At 63.2% G+C, this 17,394-nt stretch carries 15 protein-coding genes; 13 read left to right on the plus strand and 2 right to left on the minus strand.

Annotated elements, in window-relative coordinates; genetic code table 11:
* Window positions 1-193: 193 nt before the first annotated feature.
* The 11 genes from V5F23_RS08640 to V5F23_RS08690 all read left to right on the plus strand — a co-directional run bounded on the left by V5F23_RS08640 (window position 194) and on the right by V5F23_RS08690 (window position 8,659).
* Window positions 194-1,330: a winged helix-turn-helix domain-containing protein gene (locus V5F23_RS08640; RefSeq protein WP_244868267.1), complete on the plus strand. Its 1,137-nt coding sequence runs from the start codon at window positions 194-196 to the stop codon at window positions 1,328-1,330.
* Complete coding sequence (locus V5F23_RS08645; RefSeq protein ID WP_047737394.1) at window positions 1,327-1,821, plus strand: transglycosylase SLT domain-containing protein; 495 nt, start codon at window positions 1,327-1,329, stop codon at window positions 1,819-1,821. The genes V5F23_RS08640 and V5F23_RS08645 overlap by 4 nt, the downstream gene beginning before the upstream one ends.
* 126 nt (window positions 1,822-1,947) lie before the next feature.
* The gene (locus V5F23_RS08650) at window positions 1,948-3,123 is read left to right on the plus strand and encodes a PrgH/EprH family type III secretion apparatus protein (RefSeq protein WP_338498047.1); all 1,176 of its coding nucleotides are present in this window, start codon (window positions 1,948-1,950) and stop codon (window positions 3,121-3,123) included.
* A gap of 7 nt (window positions 3,124-3,130) precedes the next feature.
* Window positions 3,131-3,391, plus strand: coding sequence for a type III secretion system needle filament subunit SctF (gene sctF / locus V5F23_RS08655; RefSeq protein WP_042730845.1), 261 nt, complete (start codon window positions 3,131-3,133; stop codon window positions 3,389-3,391).
* A gap of 58 nt (window positions 3,392-3,449) precedes the next feature.
* Window positions 3,450-3,758 carry a type III secretion system inner rod subunit SctI gene (sctI, locus tag V5F23_RS08660; protein ID WP_212803571.1) on the plus strand — a complete coding sequence of 103 codons (309 nt, stop codon included), beginning with the start codon at window positions 3,450-3,452 and terminating at the stop codon, window positions 3,756-3,758.
* On the plus strand, window positions 3,755-4,477 hold the full coding sequence (locus V5F23_RS08665; protein WP_042730847.1) for an EscJ/YscJ/HrcJ family type III secretion inner membrane ring protein: 723 nt from the start codon (window positions 3,755-3,757) through the stop codon (window positions 4,475-4,477). Before sctI ends, V5F23_RS08665 begins: the two co-directional genes overlap by 4 nt.
* Window positions 4,464-5,030, plus strand: a complete 567-nt coding sequence (locus V5F23_RS08670; RefSeq protein WP_042730848.1) for a secretion system protein — start codon at window positions 4,464-4,466, stop codon at window positions 5,028-5,030. The genes V5F23_RS08665 and V5F23_RS08670 overlap by 14 nt, the downstream gene beginning before the upstream one ends.
* On the plus strand, window positions 5,002-5,703 hold the full coding sequence (locus tag V5F23_RS08675) for an HrpE/YscL family type III secretion apparatus protein (RefSeq protein ID WP_042730849.1): 702 nt from the start codon (window positions 5,002-5,004) through the stop codon (window positions 5,701-5,703). Before V5F23_RS08670 ends, V5F23_RS08675 begins: the two co-directional genes overlap by 29 nt.
* Window positions 5,684-6,130, plus strand: coding sequence for a hypothetical protein (locus V5F23_RS08680; RefSeq protein WP_042730850.1), 447 nt, complete (start codon window positions 5,684-5,686; stop codon window positions 6,128-6,130). The genes V5F23_RS08675 and V5F23_RS08680 overlap by 20 nt, the downstream gene beginning before the upstream one ends.
* A gap of 41 nt (window positions 6,131-6,171) precedes the next feature.
* Entirely contained in the window at window positions 6,172-7,542 is a 1,371-nt protein-coding gene (locus tag V5F23_RS08685) for a hypothetical protein (protein WP_234407858.1), read from the plus strand.
* A gap of 97 nt (window positions 7,543-7,639) precedes the next feature.
* Window positions 7,640-8,659: a quinone-dependent dihydroorotate dehydrogenase gene (locus V5F23_RS08690; protein WP_047737386.1), complete on the plus strand. Its 1,020-nt coding sequence runs from the start codon at window positions 7,640-7,642 to the stop codon at window positions 8,657-8,659.
* Window positions 8,660-8,985: 326 nt separating this feature from the next.
* Here the strand turns inward: V5F23_RS08690 and V5F23_RS08695 are convergent, their stop codons facing one another.
* A complete protein-coding gene (locus V5F23_RS08695; RefSeq protein ID WP_003223300.1) occupies window positions 8,986-9,201 on the minus strand; it encodes a ribosome modulation factor in 216 nt (71 codons plus the stop codon).
* 531 nt (window positions 9,202-9,732) lie between these two features.
* On the opposite strand from V5F23_RS08695, the gene rlmKL reads away from it, so the two are divergent.
* Entirely contained in the window at window positions 9,733-12,006 is a 2,274-nt protein-coding gene (gene rlmKL, locus V5F23_RS08700; protein ID WP_338498058.1) for a bifunctional 23S rRNA (guanine(2069)-N(7))-methyltransferase RlmK/23S rRNA (guanine(2445)-N(2))-methyltransferase RlmL, read from the plus strand.
* A gap of 142 nt (window positions 12,007-12,148) precedes the next feature.
* Complete coding sequence (locus V5F23_RS08705) at window positions 12,149-14,533, plus strand: diguanylate cyclase (RefSeq protein ID WP_338498061.1); 2,385 nt, start codon at window positions 12,149-12,151, stop codon at window positions 14,531-14,533.
* Window positions 14,534-14,902: 369 nt separating this feature from the next.
* Here the strand turns inward: V5F23_RS08705 and V5F23_RS08710 are convergent, their stop codons facing one another.
* Window positions 14,903-17,353 carry a TonB-dependent siderophore receptor gene (locus V5F23_RS08710; protein WP_080922140.1) on the minus strand — a complete coding sequence of 817 codons (2,451 nt, stop codon included), beginning with the start codon at window positions 17,351-17,353 and terminating at the stop codon, window positions 14,903-14,905.
* Window positions 17,354-17,394: the final 41 nt, after the last annotated feature.

Raw genomic sequence — 17,394 nt, forward strand, 5'->3', positions numbered from 1 at the left:
CCATCCCGAGCCTGCCCACCCGGCAGGCTCAATTGCGCTTCAGTAACTTTCTATAGAGAAATCTCAGAGTATGGACAGTGCAACTGATCAAACGCCGGTCGGATCATTCGTGTTCGACCACTGGCTATTGCAAAGCGATGGAACGCTGACGCGAGACGGACAAGGTGTCCATGTTCCCCCCAAAGAATTGCACGTGCTGCGCCTGTTGCTGGGTTCGGCGGGTTCGGTGGTCGGCAAGGACCACCTGCTGGACCAGGTCTGGCCCCGCATGGACACGGCCGAGGAATCGTTGACCCGCTGCATCTATGCCTTGCGCAAGTTGCTCAGGGACAACAAGGATTTCATCGCGACGGTGTACGGCCAGGGGTATCGATTCACCTGCCCGGTGGTGGCGCTCGATGGGCCAAGCCAGGCGAGGGCTACGGCGCCTTCGTTGGCCGTGCTGCCGTTTCGCAATCTGGATGAGACGGCGGCGCTGGATCTGCAGGATGTAATGATCCGTCAGTTGAGCGTGGCGTTCGGCGAGGCGTTGCGGGTTATTCCCTCGGGCTTGATCGCGGCCTGTGGGGCCGTGGAGGACGTGCGTTCGTGGGTCGGGCGGTTGTCGGTGGATTACTGCCTGAGTGGGCGTTTCAGCGGGTCGAGCGCGGCGCCGCTGTGGTCGGTCGAGTTGATGCGCGGCGCCGACCAGGCGTTGCTCCATGGGCAGACGCTGGACGCCCGCGATGCCGGCGAGGCGTTGGGCGCGCTGACGTGTCTGGTGGCCCAGCGCGTGCCCGGCCTGCGCCCGGTGGGTGATCGGTGTGGTGCCTATCCGGTGGCGGTGGCTTATCTCAACGGGCTGTGCCAAGTGCAACGACACACGGTCCAGAGCCTGCGCGATGCGGCGGTGCTGTTCAGGCAGTGTGTGAACCTCGATGCCGGGTACGCGCCACCGTGGTGCGGCATGGCCGATGTCTGGCTCGGGCAGGCGATGATCGGGGTGGTCGATCAGGAGCGGGCCATCGAAGAGGCCCATGTGGCGGTTTCCAAGGCCTTGGCACTGGACCCCGGCAGCCTGCCGGCGTTGACGCGATTGGCCTTGCTTACCAGTCTGCGCGGCTGCGAACAGGCGGCCGAGGTGTTGTTTCGACGCTGCCTGTTGTCGGCCGATCAGGCGGACGTGTTGTACTTTCACGCCTGGCATCACTGGTTCTGGCGCCGTAACGAACTGGCTGCGAGCGTCATCGACCAGTGCCTGGCGCACGATCCCGATTGTGTCCGGGCCCGACTGTTGAAGGGGCGCATTGACGAGCAGCTGACCAGGGCCGGCGAGCGGCGCCTGGCATGAAGGGGCGTCGCAATCCTTGGTTGTGCTGGCCGGTGTGTCTCGGTCTGGGCCTGGGCGTGACGCAGGCCAATGCCTGGTGCTGGAGCAAGGCCGGGCAGTTGCATGGCATCGAACCCGAGCTGCTGCAAGCGATTGCCGAGGTCGAGTCGGGGCAGCAGCCCGGCGCGATCAACCACAACCGCAACGGCACCCGCGACATTGGCCTGATGCAGGTCAACAGCAGCCATCTGCCGCGTCTGCAACGCCAGGGGATCACCGAGCGGCGTTTGCTGGAAGAACCGTGCCTGTCGGTGGAAGTCGGGGCGTCGGTGCTGGCCGAATTCATCGCCCGCCATGGCTACAACTGGACGGCGGTCGGCGCTTACAACGCGGGCAACTCACCCCATCGCCAGGCCGCACGCCTGCGCTATGCGCGCAAGGTCTGGCAGCGCTACCAAGCGCTCACTCAGGGCCAGCCAGGACGACCTGCAACCGAACCGTCGGACGGATGAGCTTCGCCACGGGGCTTTCTCGGGATTCTGATCCCTTGCGCGGCACAACCGGCAGATTTCGATCAGGAAGCCTGTTTGCGCAGTGCCTACCATGGCGGCTCATTCGACTGCCCTGGAGTTTGGACGGTGACAGTGCCGACGGCCCCTACGCTACAGCCTTGCGTCCTGCGGATACTCAATGGCCCGTTGCAGGGCTGCGAGTTTGCGCTGGGCGAAGGCACCACGGTGTTCGTGGTCGGGGCGGTGGACCTGTTGGAGGAGGGCGCGCTTTCGGCCGGTGTGCCTGCCGAGGCCATTTTCGTTCCACTGCAGACCGGTGGCTGTAACTTCGAGGTGCTGGCCGACCAGGCCACGCCGCAGAGCGTGCCGTTGCGGGTGCTCGGCGATTCGGTCGAGGTTCGCCATGCGGCCTTCCAGGCCAGGGTCCAGGTCGGTGGTTTGTACATCGCCTTGCGAGCCCAGAACGAAGGTTGGGCGCCCGATCTTTTCAAGCATCCGAGCGCTGCGCCTGATCATGCAGCCGCCCCCATCGCGTGGAACAGCCCACGGTCCCGTTGGATCGCCTGCGGCCTGGTGCTGGCTGCACTGGCGATTGGGCTCGGCTTCGTGGCGCGACCGGGACCGGCGTCTGAAACCGCCGTTCGCGCGTTGATTGCCGGCGCCAGTGCCCAGGTACAGGTGCTGGGTGGGCGCGATGGGGCGGTGTACGTGTTTGTCTCCAGCGAGCGCGATGCCGGCTGGAGCCGTCAGGTGCTGACTCGCCGCCCCGGCTTCGAGGGGACGGTGCTGCTGCTGGAGCAGGAGCGGCGTCGGCTGGAGCAGGTGCTGATCGACCATGACCCGCAACTGGCCTGGCATGTGCTCGATCTCAAGGACCCGTCATTGCCGCGCCTGTGGCTCAGCGCACAACGCAACCTGCTCACGCCCGACAGCCAGGCGCGCCTGCTCGAAACACTGCTGGCGGCGGCGCCGTATGCCCGCGATGTCCTGCTGCAGATGCAGGATGACCGAACACTGGCCGACCTGGCCCAGGGCGGTTTGCAACGCTTCTCGCTGGCCTTCAGCCGGGTCGAGCACAGCGACAGTGTCACGTTCGCCGTCGAGGGCAACTTGCAAGATGCCGAGCTGGCTGCGGCGCGCCAGTACGTCGACGATTTTTACCGGCAGTGGGGGGATCGCTACGTGCACTTCACCGTCGAGCTCAAGGACGACGCGCTCAAGGGCAAGTCGTTTCAAACCGGCCCCCAGGGCTACGTCAAGACGGGGTCTTCGTCCTGGCATTTTCTAAATCAGACAGAGTAGGTGACGCATGGCTGGTATCGGACTCCCCATCACATTCCCCGATGACTTTCTCGGTGAGCAGGCCGCGGCATTCGAAGAGGGTGCGAAGAAACTCAAGGAAGCCTTGGACGAAGCGCTGGAGAAGCTGAAAAACGATGCGTCCGACCCCGGGCTGCTGGCGGCCTACCAGACCGCGTTTTCCTCGTACACGGTCTTTCGCAACGCCCAGACCAACACGATCAAGGGCTTCAAGGACATCGACATGGCGATCATCCAGGCGGCGCGTTGACGCGTTCTCTTTCGGCTGGCCATCGCGTGTGACGATGGCCCTTTCATGAGTGCACCGTATGCCTTTGCAAAGTCTTTACCCGGCGGCCATCGAGCGGTTGGCCATCGCTGAATTGCATGGCCCCCAGGAGGGGCCGATCGTTTCGCTGGAGTCGCGACTGATCGACAGCTATGCCAGGGCTTTCGTTGACAGCGGGCAGGATGTCTCGGCTATTGGTCAGTTGCTGCGCCGCCCCGACGTCACCGACCCTGACGTGTTGGCCCAGTTGCAGGAGCTGACCGGGCAATACAACGTCGACATCAACTTGCTCAACGTGATGGTGCGCAAGGCCGTGGGCACCGCCGAAACCCTGTTGCGTGCTTCATGAGAACGAGCCTTTGTTGCGTGTTGCTGTGCCTGGCCCTGGCGGGGTGCCGCCAGCCGAGCCTGCTGGAGGGTCTGGATCAGCAACAGGCCAACGAAGTGCTGTCGGTGTTGCAGCGCAACAACATTGCCGCGGTGAAGGTTGACACCGGCAAGACCGGTTACGCGGTGAAGATCGATCCACTGGATTTTGCCGCCGCCGTCGACCTGCTCAACCTCTACGCGCTGCCTTCCAGGCCGCGCCTGCAAGTCTCCGAGATGTTTCCCGCCGACGCCCTGGTGGCCTCGCCCCGCGCGGAAAAGGCCCGGTTGTATTCGGCGTTGGAACAGCGCGTCGAGCAATCGCTGGGGGTGCTCGAAGGGGTGGTGTCGGCGCGGGTCCACATCAGCTATGACTTGGACGCCGGCGAGGGCGGTCGCAAGCCTGCGCCTGTGCACCTCTCGGCGATGGTGTTGCATGAGCGCGACGTCGAGGCGCAATTGCTGATCAACGACATCAAGCGTTTCCTCAAGAACAGTTTCGCCGCGGTGGACTACGAGAACATCTCGGTGGTGCTGTCCAGGCGCTCGCCGACCCAGCACGTTGCGCCATCGCGGTTGACCACCCAAGGGTATTCGCCCTGGCCGTGGTTGTTGGGGGTGATGAGCGGACTACTGGTGGCTGGTGGAGCGGCCTGGCTTTACCACTTTGCCGGTGTGAGGCGACGTGATGTCGGACGTTGAATGCCTGCGGCGTCTTCTCGTCGAGCCTTTGGCTTATCTGCACCCGCAGCGCCTGGTGGTGCCGCCGGACTTCGAGGGCGAAGAGGCGCGCCGGCGGCTCAATGACATGCTGCGTGATGGGCTGGCGCTGCCACTGGCGCTGCCTTCGACAGCGCTGGGCGGCGTGGCAAAACAGTGGGTTCGCCAGTGGCGGCAGTTGCCCTGCGTGGCGTTGCTGATGGGGGCCTATCGGCTGTGGCCCGCGTTGGCGCGAGGGGCGGCATGGCGATGCCTGCCGGCGTCGGTGCGCCGGTTCGCCGGCTGTCGCCTAGGGGCCCGCGGCGGCCTGCCGGTCGCGGGCCTGCCGGTTTCAATCGAGCAGGTCGAAGCGGCCGGCCTCAATGCGCTGTGGGGCTGGCACAGGCAGGTCCCACCGTGGCTGCTGGAGTGCCTGGCCTTGCAGTTTTCCGAACCGGTCGTGGGCTTGCATCGGCAGTGGCCGGTCCCTGAACCGGACCCGACGCTTTTCTTCCTGGCGGTGCAGCATGCTCGACTCGATCCGATCCATCGCTGACCTGCCCGTTGACGAAGACGTGCACCTGGCCCGCGAGGACATCGCTGCTGCCCGCCGCCGTCGACGCCTGCAACTCGAAGCCCAGCGCCGGGCCCGAGAATGTCTCGAACAGGCGCGGCGCGAGGCCGAAGCGGTGCACGCCGAGGCGTTCCGGCAGGGGTATGCCGAGGGCATCCTGCGGGCGGCCGGGCAGTTGGCGGAAGGCTTGTCGACCGCCCAAACCCTCGGCCAACAACTGCACCAGCAACTGATCCGGGCTGCGGGCGATCTGCTCGCCCAGGCCTTGGACCAGCCCCAATGGCTGGACGACATGCTGGCGCGCTGGCTGGTCGGGCAAGCCGGCGACAGCGACGCGGTGTTGCAGGTGTTATTGCCGCAACACTGTCGTCCGCGCGGCGATGAACTGCGTGAGCGCGTGGGCAAGCACTGGTCGGGCGAACTGCTCCTGGAGTACCACCCGCAGGATCGCTACGTGCTGCGGCTGGCGGATCAACTGCTGGAGTTCGACCTGGAAGCCACGCGCGAGCGGCTCGCGCCGCGCTTGTTGGCGAGCATTGCCGACTTGCCGGATTCGGTGCGCGTGCTGGACCAGGCCGCGTTGCAAGCCCTGTCGGCGCTGTGCGCCAGTTTCGCCCCACACACCGCGCCTGCCGATGTGCCTTGTGAAGATTGAACCCACACCCGGCACCGTTGCCCTCGATCGCGACGCCGGCTCCCCGGTGCAAACATTGGAATCGCGCTTGCTGGCCGCCCATGAACTATTGACCGCCACCAAGCGCCCTGACCCTGGGTTCGAGCAACTGTATCAATGGCTGTTAGGGATGGAGGGGCAGGGCGAAAAGGCCCTCTATGAATTTTTGCGCGGGCTGCGAGGACCGGACGGCCACACCGCGGCGTACCCCACCGCGAGCGCATTGAAGGCGGTCACGTTGCAGGTGCTGTTTCGATTGAAGGACGAGGGGCTGGAAAAGTCCCGGCTCTACAAAGAGATCAGCGGCGCCAATGGGCTGGCGTTTGCCATGGAGGTGTTTGTCACGGGGTGGATGCGTGAGGTGTTTGAGCCGATGGGGGATGAGGCGTGGGAGAGGAGTGAGTGGTGAGAAAGTTTTGATGGTTTATATGAGAGCAAGGAAAAATAACCATGCAAATTGGACAAGGTGCGAGCATTTCTACAGATGTCGCCCGAAGTGATTTCGTTTCATCTTCAACTAGTTCGGTAGAAACATCAGCGACGCTTGAATCTGTACTGCTGGACACTACTGATTTTCAATTGGACCAATTGGGGGCGCCTAAACATGTCGCAATGGGTTTTGTGCATCTGGGTAATGCCACGACGGCCTCGCTGAAGGAACTCTCTGCCGACCTGGGACAGTACGATCGCGATGTAACCGATCAGATTACGCAATTTGTCGAAACCGGTGTAACGCTTCACGAGCCTGACAGCCATGCAATTTTTGATTTAATAAATGAAAGGGCCGAAGGCTGCGAGAATCGTGAGGATCGCTTGAAGTCTGTACTTGAGGCTGGCATGGAACTGCTCGAATCCGCCAAGGGGCCAGGTCTCAATCTGTTGAATGTCGCCGGGAACACGGGGGTAATCATTGCGCTGACCACCTTGTTGCGCGAGTACGTTGGCTATCTCGTCGAACACGCTCTGGGTGCGGGTGATACACCTGAGGCCACGCGGGCATGGGCGGCTGTGGCGCTGGCAATGACGGGGCCAGCGTTGACGCTGATGGGGGCTATCCGCAGAGAGGTCTCAGGGGAGGCGAGCTGGAAATCTCGGCTGGGGAGTGTGTGCATAGCGTCTGCAGCGCTGGGAGGCTGTGTCGCGGCCGTTCTCACGGGAACGGCGTCAAAGCTTTTCCCTGCAATGGCCGGCGGGGTCGTGTACATCATGGCCCGGGCGCTGGCTCAATCCTTTTTCCCTTTGAAAGACAACGCAGGTTCCGCGAACGCAGCGTCAACCGCTGTTACAGCAGCGGCTTATGGCGCGTTTCAATTTGCATTGGCGGAACTGGGTAAGGTCATGCCATTGAGTGGGCCTGCCAGGGCCGTCGAGGCGATGGATCACGATTTCGGGGCGGACGCTATCAAAGCCGGATTGAATGCGCTCGGAATGGTAGCCGATGTGTCTACCTTGATTATCTGCAAGAGTTGGCATGTGCTATCCCCCCAGCCAGGGTCGGATTCGGTCTTTTCTGATCCGGAGTCTTTACGACAAATGGCGTTGGAGGTTCGCGCGGGTGTTCAGTGGCCCACCAGGACTCAATTAGCCGATGCATTCGTGAATGTGGCGGGGGCACGCCTATCGTATGGCCACGCTGTCAGTCTGGTCGTAGGTGCGGCAGGCGCTTTGTTGAGCGAGTACGACTTCGGAGAGGATACCCAGGGCCATCTTCTCAATGGCTGTTTCGCCGTGATGATGATGTTTCTTTACTTTCCACTTATCTTTGCCAACCTGAAGCAAACCAGCAACACCCATACGCTGCAGGAAACGACCACGGATTGATCCAGCCCAAGAGTGGGCAGCCATCGGCTGCTCGCTCCCAGCGCTCCACCCCGGCTATAATCCGCGGCTCATTTCGTCGATCGAGTCAAACCCGCCCATGTACACCCTGGCCCGTGAGCTGCTGTTCAAACTTTCCCCCGAAACTTCCCACGACCTGTCCCTGGACCTGATCGGCGCGGGCGGGCGGCTGGGGCTTAACGGTTTGCTGTGCAAGGCCCCGGCGAAACTGCCGGTGACGGTGATGGGCCTGGAATTCCCTAACCCGGTCGGGTTGGCGGCGGGGCTGGACAAGAACGGTGCGGCCATCGACGGGTTCGCCCAGTTGGGCTTCGGTTTCGTGGAAATCGGCACCGTCACCCCGCGTCCGCAGCCGGGCAACCCCAAGCCGCGGCTGTTCCGCCTTCCGCAAGCCGAGGCGATCATCAATCGCATGGGGTTCAACAACCTCGGTGTCGACCATCTGCTCGCCCGGGTGGCGGCGGCCAAGTACCGGGGCGTGCTGGGGATCAACATCGGCAAGAACTTCGACACACCGGTGGAGCGCGCCGTCGACGATTACCTGATCTGCCTGGACAAGGTCTACGCCCACGCCAGCTACGTGACCGTCAACGTCAGCTCGCCGAACACCCCGGGGCTGCGCAGCCTGCAATTTGGTGACTCCCTCAAGCAACTGCTGGCCGACCTGGCCCGTCGTCGTGCGGAACTGGCGGTGATCCATGGCCGGCATGTGCCGCTGGCCATCAAGATCGCCCCGGACATGAGCGACGAAGAAACCGCCCAGGTGGCCCAGGCCCTGGTTGAGACCGGCATGGACGCGGTGATCGCCACCAACACGACCCTGGGGCGCGAAGGTGTCGAAGGGCTGGAACACGGTGACGAGGCGGGCGGCTTGTCTGGCGCGCCGGTGCGTGACAAGAGCACCCACACGGTGAAGGTCCTGGCCGCCGAACTGGCGGGGCGCTTGCCGATCATCGCGGCGGGCGGGGTCACCGAGGGACGGCATGCCGCCGAGAAGATCAGCGCCGGTGCGAGCCTGGTGCAGATCTATTCGGGCTTCATCTACAAGGGGCCGGCGTTGATTCGTGAGTCGGTGGATGCGATTGCGGCGTTGGGTTGATTCAGCCTTTCTGAAAATCGGGCAAATCCATTGTGGCGAGGGAGCTTGCTCCCGCTGGAGTGCGAAGCACTCCCGAAATCTGCTAACGCGATATGACTGAATCACCGTGTGTCATGGTGTTTGGGCTGCCGTGCAGCCCAGCGGGAGCAAGCACCCTCGCCACACCTGTGTTCACAGCCAGGCATCGGCGTTGTTCATAAGATTCCGGCAATAAAAAGGGCTCCTCGAAGGAGCCCCTGGGCCGTAGCCCGCCGTCCGGATGGGACGCGCGTGGTTAAATCGATTGGCACATCAGATTGTCGAGTTCTCGAGTGTTAAGCCCTGTGTCAGCCGACGGCGTGAAGTTCGTTGAGTCTATGGATACCCGCAGTGCCGGTCATACCGTCCCAGTTGTCGCCGCGTCCTTCTCGCCAGCCGTTGATCCAGGCTTGACGTACTGACGGTAGAGTAAAGGGGCAAAGCTCACGGGATTTACCACCAACGCCATATTGGTAACCGCGTAAAAATGCTCTTTCCAACGGATCACGCTTAAGTCTTCTCATAGGGTGTTGCCCTCACTTGTTGACTGTTTCTTTAGCGTCGGCCCTTGTCGGGGCCGGGGCAGAATCATTCTGCCGTTGGTGGCTCGTTGCCGGCGTGACGAGCCAAGGTGTTGGCGCCGTGGCGACGTCAACCTGTGTTGAGTTCTAACCAAAGCGTCACATGGATGGAATGATCGTTTTGTCATAAGCACGTAACAATAAAGATGTTAGGGCGATAAGTAACTTGATGTTCAGCGTCCGCTTTTGAGCAAGACCCCTGTATGATCAGCCCTGCGCTCAAAGGCGCGGTCCTGACCCGGATGAGAATGTCCTTCCGTTGCACTCGGGTACTATTCGACGAAAGGGTCGGGTTTTCACAATTTGTTGCACAGAATTTTTTATCTGCCCCCGCATCTAAGCTCTTTTAACCTGAGCGGCGAGGGTGGAGCGGCACACCTTCGTGCCACGCGGGTGCTCTTGAGAAAAGCACCTGACTGAACCCGACCCGGCAATGCGTTGCCCGGTCCACTTAGCCAAAGGCGCTGGAATCCCATGTCCGACCGTTTCGAACTCTTCCTCACTTGCCCCAAGGGCCTCGAAGGCCTGCTCATCGAGGAAGCCGTCGGGCTTGGCCTTGAAGAGGCGCGCGAGCACACCTCGGCCGTGCGCGGCATGGCCGACATGGAGACCGCGTACCGCCTGTGCCTGTGGTCGCGCCTGGCCAACCGGGTGCTGCTGGTCCTCAAGCGGTTCGAGATGAAGAACGCCGACGACCTGTACCACGGCGTGCTGGACGTCGACTGGCAAGACCACATGCTGGCCGACGGCACCCTGGCGGTGGAGTTCAGCGGACACGGTTCGGGCATCGACAACACCCACTTCGGCGCCTTGAAGGTCAAGGATGCCATCGTCGACAAGCTGCGTACCCCGTCGGGCGAGCGGCCGTCCGTCGACAAGCTCAACCCGGACCTGCGCATCCACCTGCGCCTGGACCGTGGCGAAGCGATCCTGTCCCTCGATCTTTCCGGCCACAGCCTGCACCAGCGCGGCTATCGCTTGCAGCAGGGCGCCGCGCCGCTGAAGGAAAACCTCGCCGCCGCGATCCTGATCCGGGCCGGTTGGCCGCGCATCGCCGCCGAAGGCGGGGCGCTGGCCGACCCGATGTGCGGCGTGGGCACGTTCCTGGTGGAAGCCGGCATGATCGCCGCCGACATGGCGCCGAACCTGCGTCGCCAGCAGTGGGGCTTCACCGCGTGGCTCGGCCATGTGCCGGCGCTGTGGAAGAAACTCCACGAAGAGGCCACCGCCCGCGCTGCCGCCGGGCTGGCCAAGCCGCCGCTGTGGATTCGCGGCTACGAGGCTGATCCACGGCTGATCCAGCCGGGCCGCAACAACGTCGAGCGTGCCGGCTTGAGCGAGTGGATCAAGATCTATCAGGGCGAAGTCGCCACCTTCGAACCCCGCCCGGACCAGAACCAGAAAGGCCTGGTCATTTGCAACCCTCCGTACGGTGAGCGGCTTGGCGACGAAGCGAGCCTGCTTTACCTCTACCAGAACCTCGGCGAGCGCCTACGCCAGGCCTGCCTGAACTGGGAGGCCGCGGTGTTCACCGGCGCGGCGGACCTGGGCAAGCGCATGGGCATCCGCAGCCACAAGCAGTATTCGTTCTGGAACGGCGCCTTGCCGTGCAAATTGTTGCTGATCAAGGTGCTGCCGGACCAGTTCGTCACCGGCGAGCGTCGCACCCCGGAACAGCGTCAGGCCGAGCGCGAGCAGGCCCTCCTTGACCAGCAAGCGCCCGCGGCAACGCAGGAGCGCCAGTACAACAAGAATGGCAACCCGATCAAGCCGGCTCCTGTCCCCGCCCCGGTGGTGGAGCAGGCACGCTTGAGCGAAGGCGGGCAGATGTTCGCCAATCGCCTGCAAAAGAACCTCAAGTTGCTGGGTAAGTGGGCCAAACGTGAAGGTGTGGACTGCTACCGGGTCTACGATGCCGACATGCCGGAATACGCCATGGCCATCGACCTGTACCATGACTGGGTCCATGTGCAGGAATACGCCGCGCCGAAATCCATCGACCCGGAAAAGGCCTCGGCCCGGCTGTTCGATGCCCTGGCGGCCATTCCCCAGGCCCTGAGCGTCGACAAGAGCCGCGTGGTGATCAAGCGTCGCGAACGCCAGAGCGGCACCAAGCAATACGAGCGCCAGAGCGCCCAGGGCAAGTTCACCGAGGTCAACGAAGGTGGCGTCAAGCTGCTGGTCAACCTCACCGACTACCTGGACACCGGGCTGTTCCTCGACCACCGGCCGATGCGCCTGCGGATCCAGAAAGAGGCGGCCGGCAAGCGCTTCCTCAACCTGTTCTGCTACACCGCGACCGCCAGCGTCCATGCGGCCAAGGGCGGTGCTCGGAGCACCACCAGTGTCGACTTGTCGAAAACCTACCTGGACTGGGCGCGACGCAACCTCTCGCTCAACGGTTTTTCCGACAAGAACCGCCTGGAACAGGGTGACGTCATGGCCTGGCTGGAAGCCAGTCGCGACGAATACGACCTGATCTTCATCGATCCACCGACCTTCTCCAACTCCAAGCGCATGGAAGGGATCTTTGACGTGCAACGCGACCACGTCCAGCTCCTGGACCTGGCCATGGCCCGCCTCGCACCGGGTGGCGTGCTGTATTTCTCCAACAATTTCCGCAAGTTCCAGCTCGAGGACAACCTCGGCGAGCGCTACGCGGTGGAGGAAATCACCGCCAAGACCATCGATCCGGACTTTGCCCGCAACGGCAAGATCCACCGTGCCTGGAGGATCACGGCCCGTTGATCGATTGCTGATTGGATCCACGCAGGCCTTGTAACTCAAGGCTTTCAGCTCATCTTGGGGCTGGTCAAAATGATGGCTAATAGCTATAACTTAGCCTGTGGCCGGGTTGAACCTACTGCTTGGCCCTTTTTGAGTCGTGTTTATGGCCTTGCATCAGGTGCGCCCCAGGATCCTGGGCTTTATCAGCGAAGACGTCTCGGCCTGGCTCGTGGCAACGCTGGTCTTGCTGGCCGGCAGCTTTCTGACGGCGGTGCTGAGCTGGGCGATGATGAACCTGTTCGGCCAGCAACTGCGCCAGCGCTTCGAACTGCAGGCCGAGGAGCGTTTCAGCCGGATCGAGGAGCGCTTCCAGGAGCAGGAGCAGCGTCTGGATGGCCTGCGGCGCTTCTTCGCCAACTCGGAGTCGGTGTCCAATGACGAATTCCGCGGGTACGCCGAAGCCTTGTTGCGACGTACCCGGGCGCTTGCCTGGGCGCCCAGGGTGCGACGGGACGAACGGCTGGCGTTCGAACAGCAGGCGCGGGCCGAAGGCTCGATAAACTTCACCGTCCGTGAAGCCGACGGCAGCGGTGGTCTGCGGCCGGCCGCCGAGCGGGACGAGTATGTGCCGGTGCTCTACGTGCAAAGCCAGGCCTCCTATGGCTCGCCCTTGGGCATGGACCTGCTGTTCGAGCCCGTTCGGCGGGCCACCCTGGACCGGGCGCGGCAGAGTGGCCGGCTGGCGGTTTCACAGCCACTGGACCTGATTGGCGTCGATCCGGCCTTCACCCGCGGCGTGTTGCTGGCGGCACCGGTCACCCGACCAGGGGCCACCGAACCGTTCGGGTATGTGGTCGCGGCCATCAGCATGCGCCAACTGGCGGGCGACGGCCTGCCGACGGCCGGTCATGACAATCTGTCGATGCGGGTTATCGACCTGTCTGCGGACGATCGCGAGGAAGCCCTGTTCGAATCGCCCACCCCGGCCGGCCACAGCGAATTGTCGGAGACCCGCCGGGTGCGTCTGGCCGATCGCGATTATCGGGTGGAGCTGCGGCCCAGCCGGACGTTCCTGACAACCAACCACTCATCGGCGGCAAGCCTGATGGTGCTGGGTGGCTTGCTCAGCCTGTTGCTCAGCGCCTTGCTTTACGTGCTGGTCAGCCAGCGGCAACGGGCACTGAAACTGGTGGAGCAACGCACCCGCGAATTGCGGGCCAGGGAGCAGGAACTGCGCGGCACCCATGGCCAGTTGCGCGGGGTGCTGGATGCGGCGACGGAGGTGGCGATCATCGCCACGGACCTGCGCGGCGTCATCACGACTTTCAACGCCGGCGCCGAACAGATGCTCGGCTACCCCAGCAGCGAGGTCCTGCAAAGCATGACCCTCGAAAGCCTGCATGTGCCGCGTGAACTCCAGGCCCGGGCCGCCCAGCTCGGTGCGCGTTTCGGCAAGCCGATCCCCACCTGTCACGCGATGTTGCTCGAGGGGGGCGAGCAGGGCGGCCAGCAGGCACGGGAGTGGACCCTGGTGCGTCGCGACGGCAGCCATCTGACCGTGAACATGCTGGCCACGCCGATGCTCGATGACCAGGGGCTGTGGGTCGGGCACCTGGCGATCTGCATCGACATCACCGAACGCAAGCGCGTCCACGAAGCCCTGGCGGCACGGGACCTGTTGCTGAAGAAACTCAGCGCCCATGTGCCGGGCGGCATCTATCAGTTCAAGATGGATTTCAACGGCCGTTTCAGTGTGATCTACGCCAGCGACGGCATTCGCGACATCTACGAATTGGAGCCGCACGTGCTGGTGCAGAACGCCGAGGCGATTTTCTCGCGCATTCATTGCCTGGACGCCAGCCGCGTGCGCAGCTCGATTCGTGCGTCGGCTGATACCCTGAGCCCCTGGCGTGAAGAATACCGGCTGCAGTTGCCGCAGCGGGGCCTGCGTTGGGTCCGGGGCGAGGCCACGCCGGAGGAACTGCCCGGCGGCGGGGTGTTGTGGCACGGCTACATCTCGGATATTTCCGACCTCAAGCGGGTGGAGGAAGAACTGCGGGCGCTGTCGGTTACCGATGCCTTGACGGGGATTCGCAACCGCCGTTATTTCCAGGAGCGACTGACCTCGGAGATGTCCCGGGTCGAGCGCGGTTCCGGGGGGCTGGCGGTGATCATGTTGGACATCGATCACTTCAAGCGCATCAACGACCAGCATGGCCATGCGGTGGGCGACCGGGTGTTGCAGGCGGTCTGCCAGCGGGTTGCCCAGCGGTTGCGACGTACCGATGTGTTCTGCCGATTGGGTGGGGAAGAGTTCGTGGTGTTGTGTCCGGACACGGACAGCGAGAGTGCCTATGCCCTGGCCCTGGGACTGTGGGAAGGCTTGCGCTCGGCCCCGATCGAGGACGTGGGAATCGTCACCGCCAGCTTCGGCATCGCCACCTGGCGCGCCGGTGAGGGCGCCGATGCCTTGTTGCTACGGGCCGACTCGGGCGTGTATGCCGCCAAGCAGGCTGGGCGGGATCGCGTGGAAACGCAGTTGGGATAGCGATGGGTCAGTGAGTGATGATGCGACCGTGCCGCCGTCTTCGCGAGCAAGCCCGCTCCCACAGGTTGATCGTTGGCGACCACAGATGTGTGTTCACCGTAAATCCCTTGTGGGAGCGGGCTTGCTCGCGAAAGCGGTGGGTCAGTTTGCATTGATGTTGAATGTACCGCCGTCTTCGCGAGCAAGCCCGCTCCCACAGGTTGATCATTGGCGACCACAGATGTGTGTTCACCGTAAATCCTTTGTGGGAGCGGGCTTGCCCGCGAAAGCGGTGGGTCAGTCGATGGAGATGTTGGACAGGCCTGGTCTCTTCTTCGCGAAGACGGCAGTCCAGACAACCTCAGCCGCAATCCTTTGCGGCGGTGAGGGTTACCAGTTGTAGGTCAGGTCGGTGGTGAGGGTGCGGCCCTGGCCGTAGTAGCAGTCCCAGTTGCTGCGGCAACTGGCGACGTATTTCTTGTCCTCGAGGTTTTCCATGTTCATCCGCACGCTCACGCCCTTGATGTGCAGCGGGGATTTCTCGAAGTCGTAGGACATCATGGCGTCGTAGACCGTGTAGGACGGAATCGTGAATGCGCCTTCGTAGTCGGTGCCGTAGCTCTCGCGCACATACCGTGCGCCGATGCCCGCGCCGAGACCGGCCAGGGGGCTGGCGCCGGTGAAGGTGTAGTCGATCCAGGCCGAGGCGGTGAGGGGTGGCGCACTGGCCGGGTGACGGCCTTCGCGACCATCGTTGTCCTTGGTGTACTCGATGTCGTTGCGCGACACCGAACCGATCACCCGTACGTTCTTGTTGAGGTTGACCTTGCCTTCCAACTCGATGCCCTGGGAACGCACTTCACCGGACTGGCCGCTGAAGCCGGGGGTGAGCGGATTGGACGTCACCACATTCTTTTGCACGATGTCGTAGACCGACACCTGGATAAAACCGTCGATAGCCTTGGGTTCGTACTTGATCCCGGCTTCGTACTGCTTGCCTGTCGTCGGCTTGAACGCGGTGTTGCCAAACCCGGTGTCAGTGACGGGGAGGAATGACTCCGAGTAGCTCACATAAGGCGTCAGACCGTTATCGAACAGGTAGCCGAAGCCGGCCCGGCCACTGAATTTTTCATCCCGGGTCTTGGTGCTGGTCCCGTCAAGCGGACGCTTGTTGTCGGTTTCGGCAAAGTCATAGCGGCCGCCCAGCGTGAGGAACCACTTGTCCCATTTGAGCTGGTCCTGGACATACAGCCCGGTCTGGCGAACGGTGTTGTCCCAGCGGTAGGGCGAGCTGAAATTGATCGCGCCGCCGTACACCGGGTTGTACATGTCGATGGCCGACGCGCTGCGATCGTACAGGCCGAGGAACTTCGACTCGAAATGGTAGTGGTCCACGCCCAGCAAGACGGTGTGGTCCAGTGCCCCTGTGTGGAATTTGGCCTGGGCAGTGGTATCGATGTTGTAGACCTTGTTGGTCTGCGACCAGTCCACCCCGTAGCGGCGCATGTAGCGTTGGTCGTTGGCCCCGGTGACCGGGTTGGCGATGAAGCCGTAGCCGTGCAGCGGATCCACGTACTGGTCATCGACCTGGGCGTAACGCGCGGTCTGCTTCAGCGTCCAGACGTCATTGAGTTCATGGGAGGCCTCATAGCCCACGACGAACTGCTCGCGGTTGTACTTGTTCACGTCCGGCTCGCCGAAAAAGGTCGAGCGGCTGTACTTGCCGTTCGGGTTCGGCAGCACCGTGCCGGAGGCGGGCAGGCCCTGGGCGGACGGGGTGTCGTGGTCTTTCTGGTACTGGGCGAAGAAGGTGATGCTGGTTTCGTCGCTCGGGTTCCACGTCAGGCTCGGCGCCAGGAGCATGCGGTTTTTCTCGACGTAGTCGATTTCCGAACCGGAATCCTCCGCCACGCCGGTCAGGCGATAGAGGAATTCGCCCTGGTCATCCAGCGGGCCGGCCAGGTCGAAGCCGAGCTTCTTGCGGTCGTTGTCGCCGGCGCCCAGGGTCACCTCATGCAACGGCGTGGCGGTGGGGCGCTTGCTGACCATGTTGACGATCCCGCCCGGCTGGTTCTGGCCGTAGAGCACCGAGGCCGGACCCTTGAGCACTTCGATGCGCTCCAGGGTGTACGGGTCGATCTGCAGGGCGCCGCCGGTGCTGCCGCCGCCGTAGGGCAGGTGCAGGCCGTCGAGGTACAGCGGCGTCGGAATGAAGCCGCGGGAAGTCGGTTCGTCGAAGATCGTCACCCGGTCGGAGAAACCGCCACCGGTCATGCCGGCGGTGTAGCGCAGGGCTTCGGTGACGCTCTGCGAGCCGCGCAGCTTGACCTCGTCCTGGGTGATGACGTTGACGGTCTGCGGCACTTCGTTGAGCGGCGTGTCGGTCTTGGTGCCGGTGCCGGTTTTTTTCGCGACGATCCCATCCACCGGCCCCCATGCCGACTCCTGGGTGCCCGAAATGTTGATCGGCGCCAGGTCCAGGCCCGCGCCATCGTTGCGGCTGCGCAGTGTCATGCTGTTGCCCTGGACGCTGTAGGCGATCGGGGTGCCCTGGAGCAACCGGGCCATGGCGGCGGCCGGCTCCAGGTCACCGCTCACCGCGGTGCTGCGCAGGCCACTGACGTCGGCCGGGTTGTAGAGCACTTGCAGGTTGGTCTGGCGACCGAACTCCTGCAACGCGCTGCCCAGCGGTTGCGCCTGGATGTTGATCGGCAGACTCTGGGCCTGGGCCGTCAGCGGCAGGCCCAGGACCAGCGCGCAGAGGACCGGGACATGCGGTCGAAACGAATGACGGATCAGTAGAGCCTGGGTGAGCGGTTTCAGTCCTAGCGGTGCTGGCATTATTTTTTCTCGTCAGAATGTTACTGAGAACTATTTCTATT

It is taken from the genome of Pseudomonas sp. WP18 (genome assembly GCF_036689585.1).
In the GTDB taxonomy this organism is placed as follows: domain Bacteria; phylum Pseudomonadota; class Gammaproteobacteria; order Pseudomonadales; family Pseudomonadaceae; genus Aquipseudomonas; species Aquipseudomonas chlororaphis_E.

Bases quoted from the DNA above. Each gene is read 5' to 3' on its own strand.
- V5F23_RS08710 (WP_080922140.1), bottom strand. From the start codon at position 17,353: ATGCCAGCACCGCTAGGACTGAAACCGCTCACCCAGGCTCTACTGATC.
- V5F23_RS08685 (WP_234407858.1), top strand. From the start codon at position 6,172: ATGCAAATTGGACAAGGTGCGAGCATTTCTACAGATGTCGCCCGAAGT.
- rlmKL (WP_338498058.1), top strand. From the start codon at position 9,733: ATGTCCGACCGTTTCGAACTCTTCCTCACTTGCCCCAAGGGCCTCGAA.
- sctF (WP_042730845.1), top strand. From the start codon at position 3,131: ATGGCTGGTATCGGACTCCCCATCACATTCCCCGATGACTTTCTCGGT.
- V5F23_RS08695 (WP_003223300.1), bottom strand. From the start codon at position 9,201: ATGAGAAGACTTAAGCGTGATCCGTTGGAAAGAGCATTTTTACGCGGT.
- sctI (WP_212803571.1), top strand. From the start codon at position 3,450: ATGCCTTTGCAAAGTCTTTACCCGGCGGCCATCGAGCGGTTGGCCATC.
- V5F23_RS08670 (WP_042730848.1), top strand. From the start codon at position 4,464: ATGTCGGACGTTGAATGCCTGCGGCGTCTTCTCGTCGAGCCTTTGGCT.
- V5F23_RS08665 (WP_042730847.1), top strand. From the start codon at position 3,755: ATGAGAACGAGCCTTTGTTGCGTGTTGCTGTGCCTGGCCCTGGCGGGG.
- V5F23_RS08690 (WP_047737386.1), top strand. From the start codon at position 7,640: ATGTACACCCTGGCCCGTGAGCTGCTGTTCAAACTTTCCCCCGAAACT.
- V5F23_RS08645 (WP_047737394.1), top strand. From the start codon at position 1,327: ATGAAGGGGCGTCGCAATCCTTGGTTGTGCTGGCCGGTGTGTCTCGGT.
- V5F23_RS08705 (WP_338498061.1), top strand. From the start codon at position 12,149: ATGGCCTTGCATCAGGTGCGCCCCAGGATCCTGGGCTTTATCAGCGAA.
- V5F23_RS08675 (WP_042730849.1), top strand. From the start codon at position 5,002: ATGCTCGACTCGATCCGATCCATCGCTGACCTGCCCGTTGACGAAGAC.
- V5F23_RS08680 (WP_042730850.1), top strand. From the start codon at position 5,684: ATGTGCCTTGTGAAGATTGAACCCACACCCGGCACCGTTGCCCTCGAT.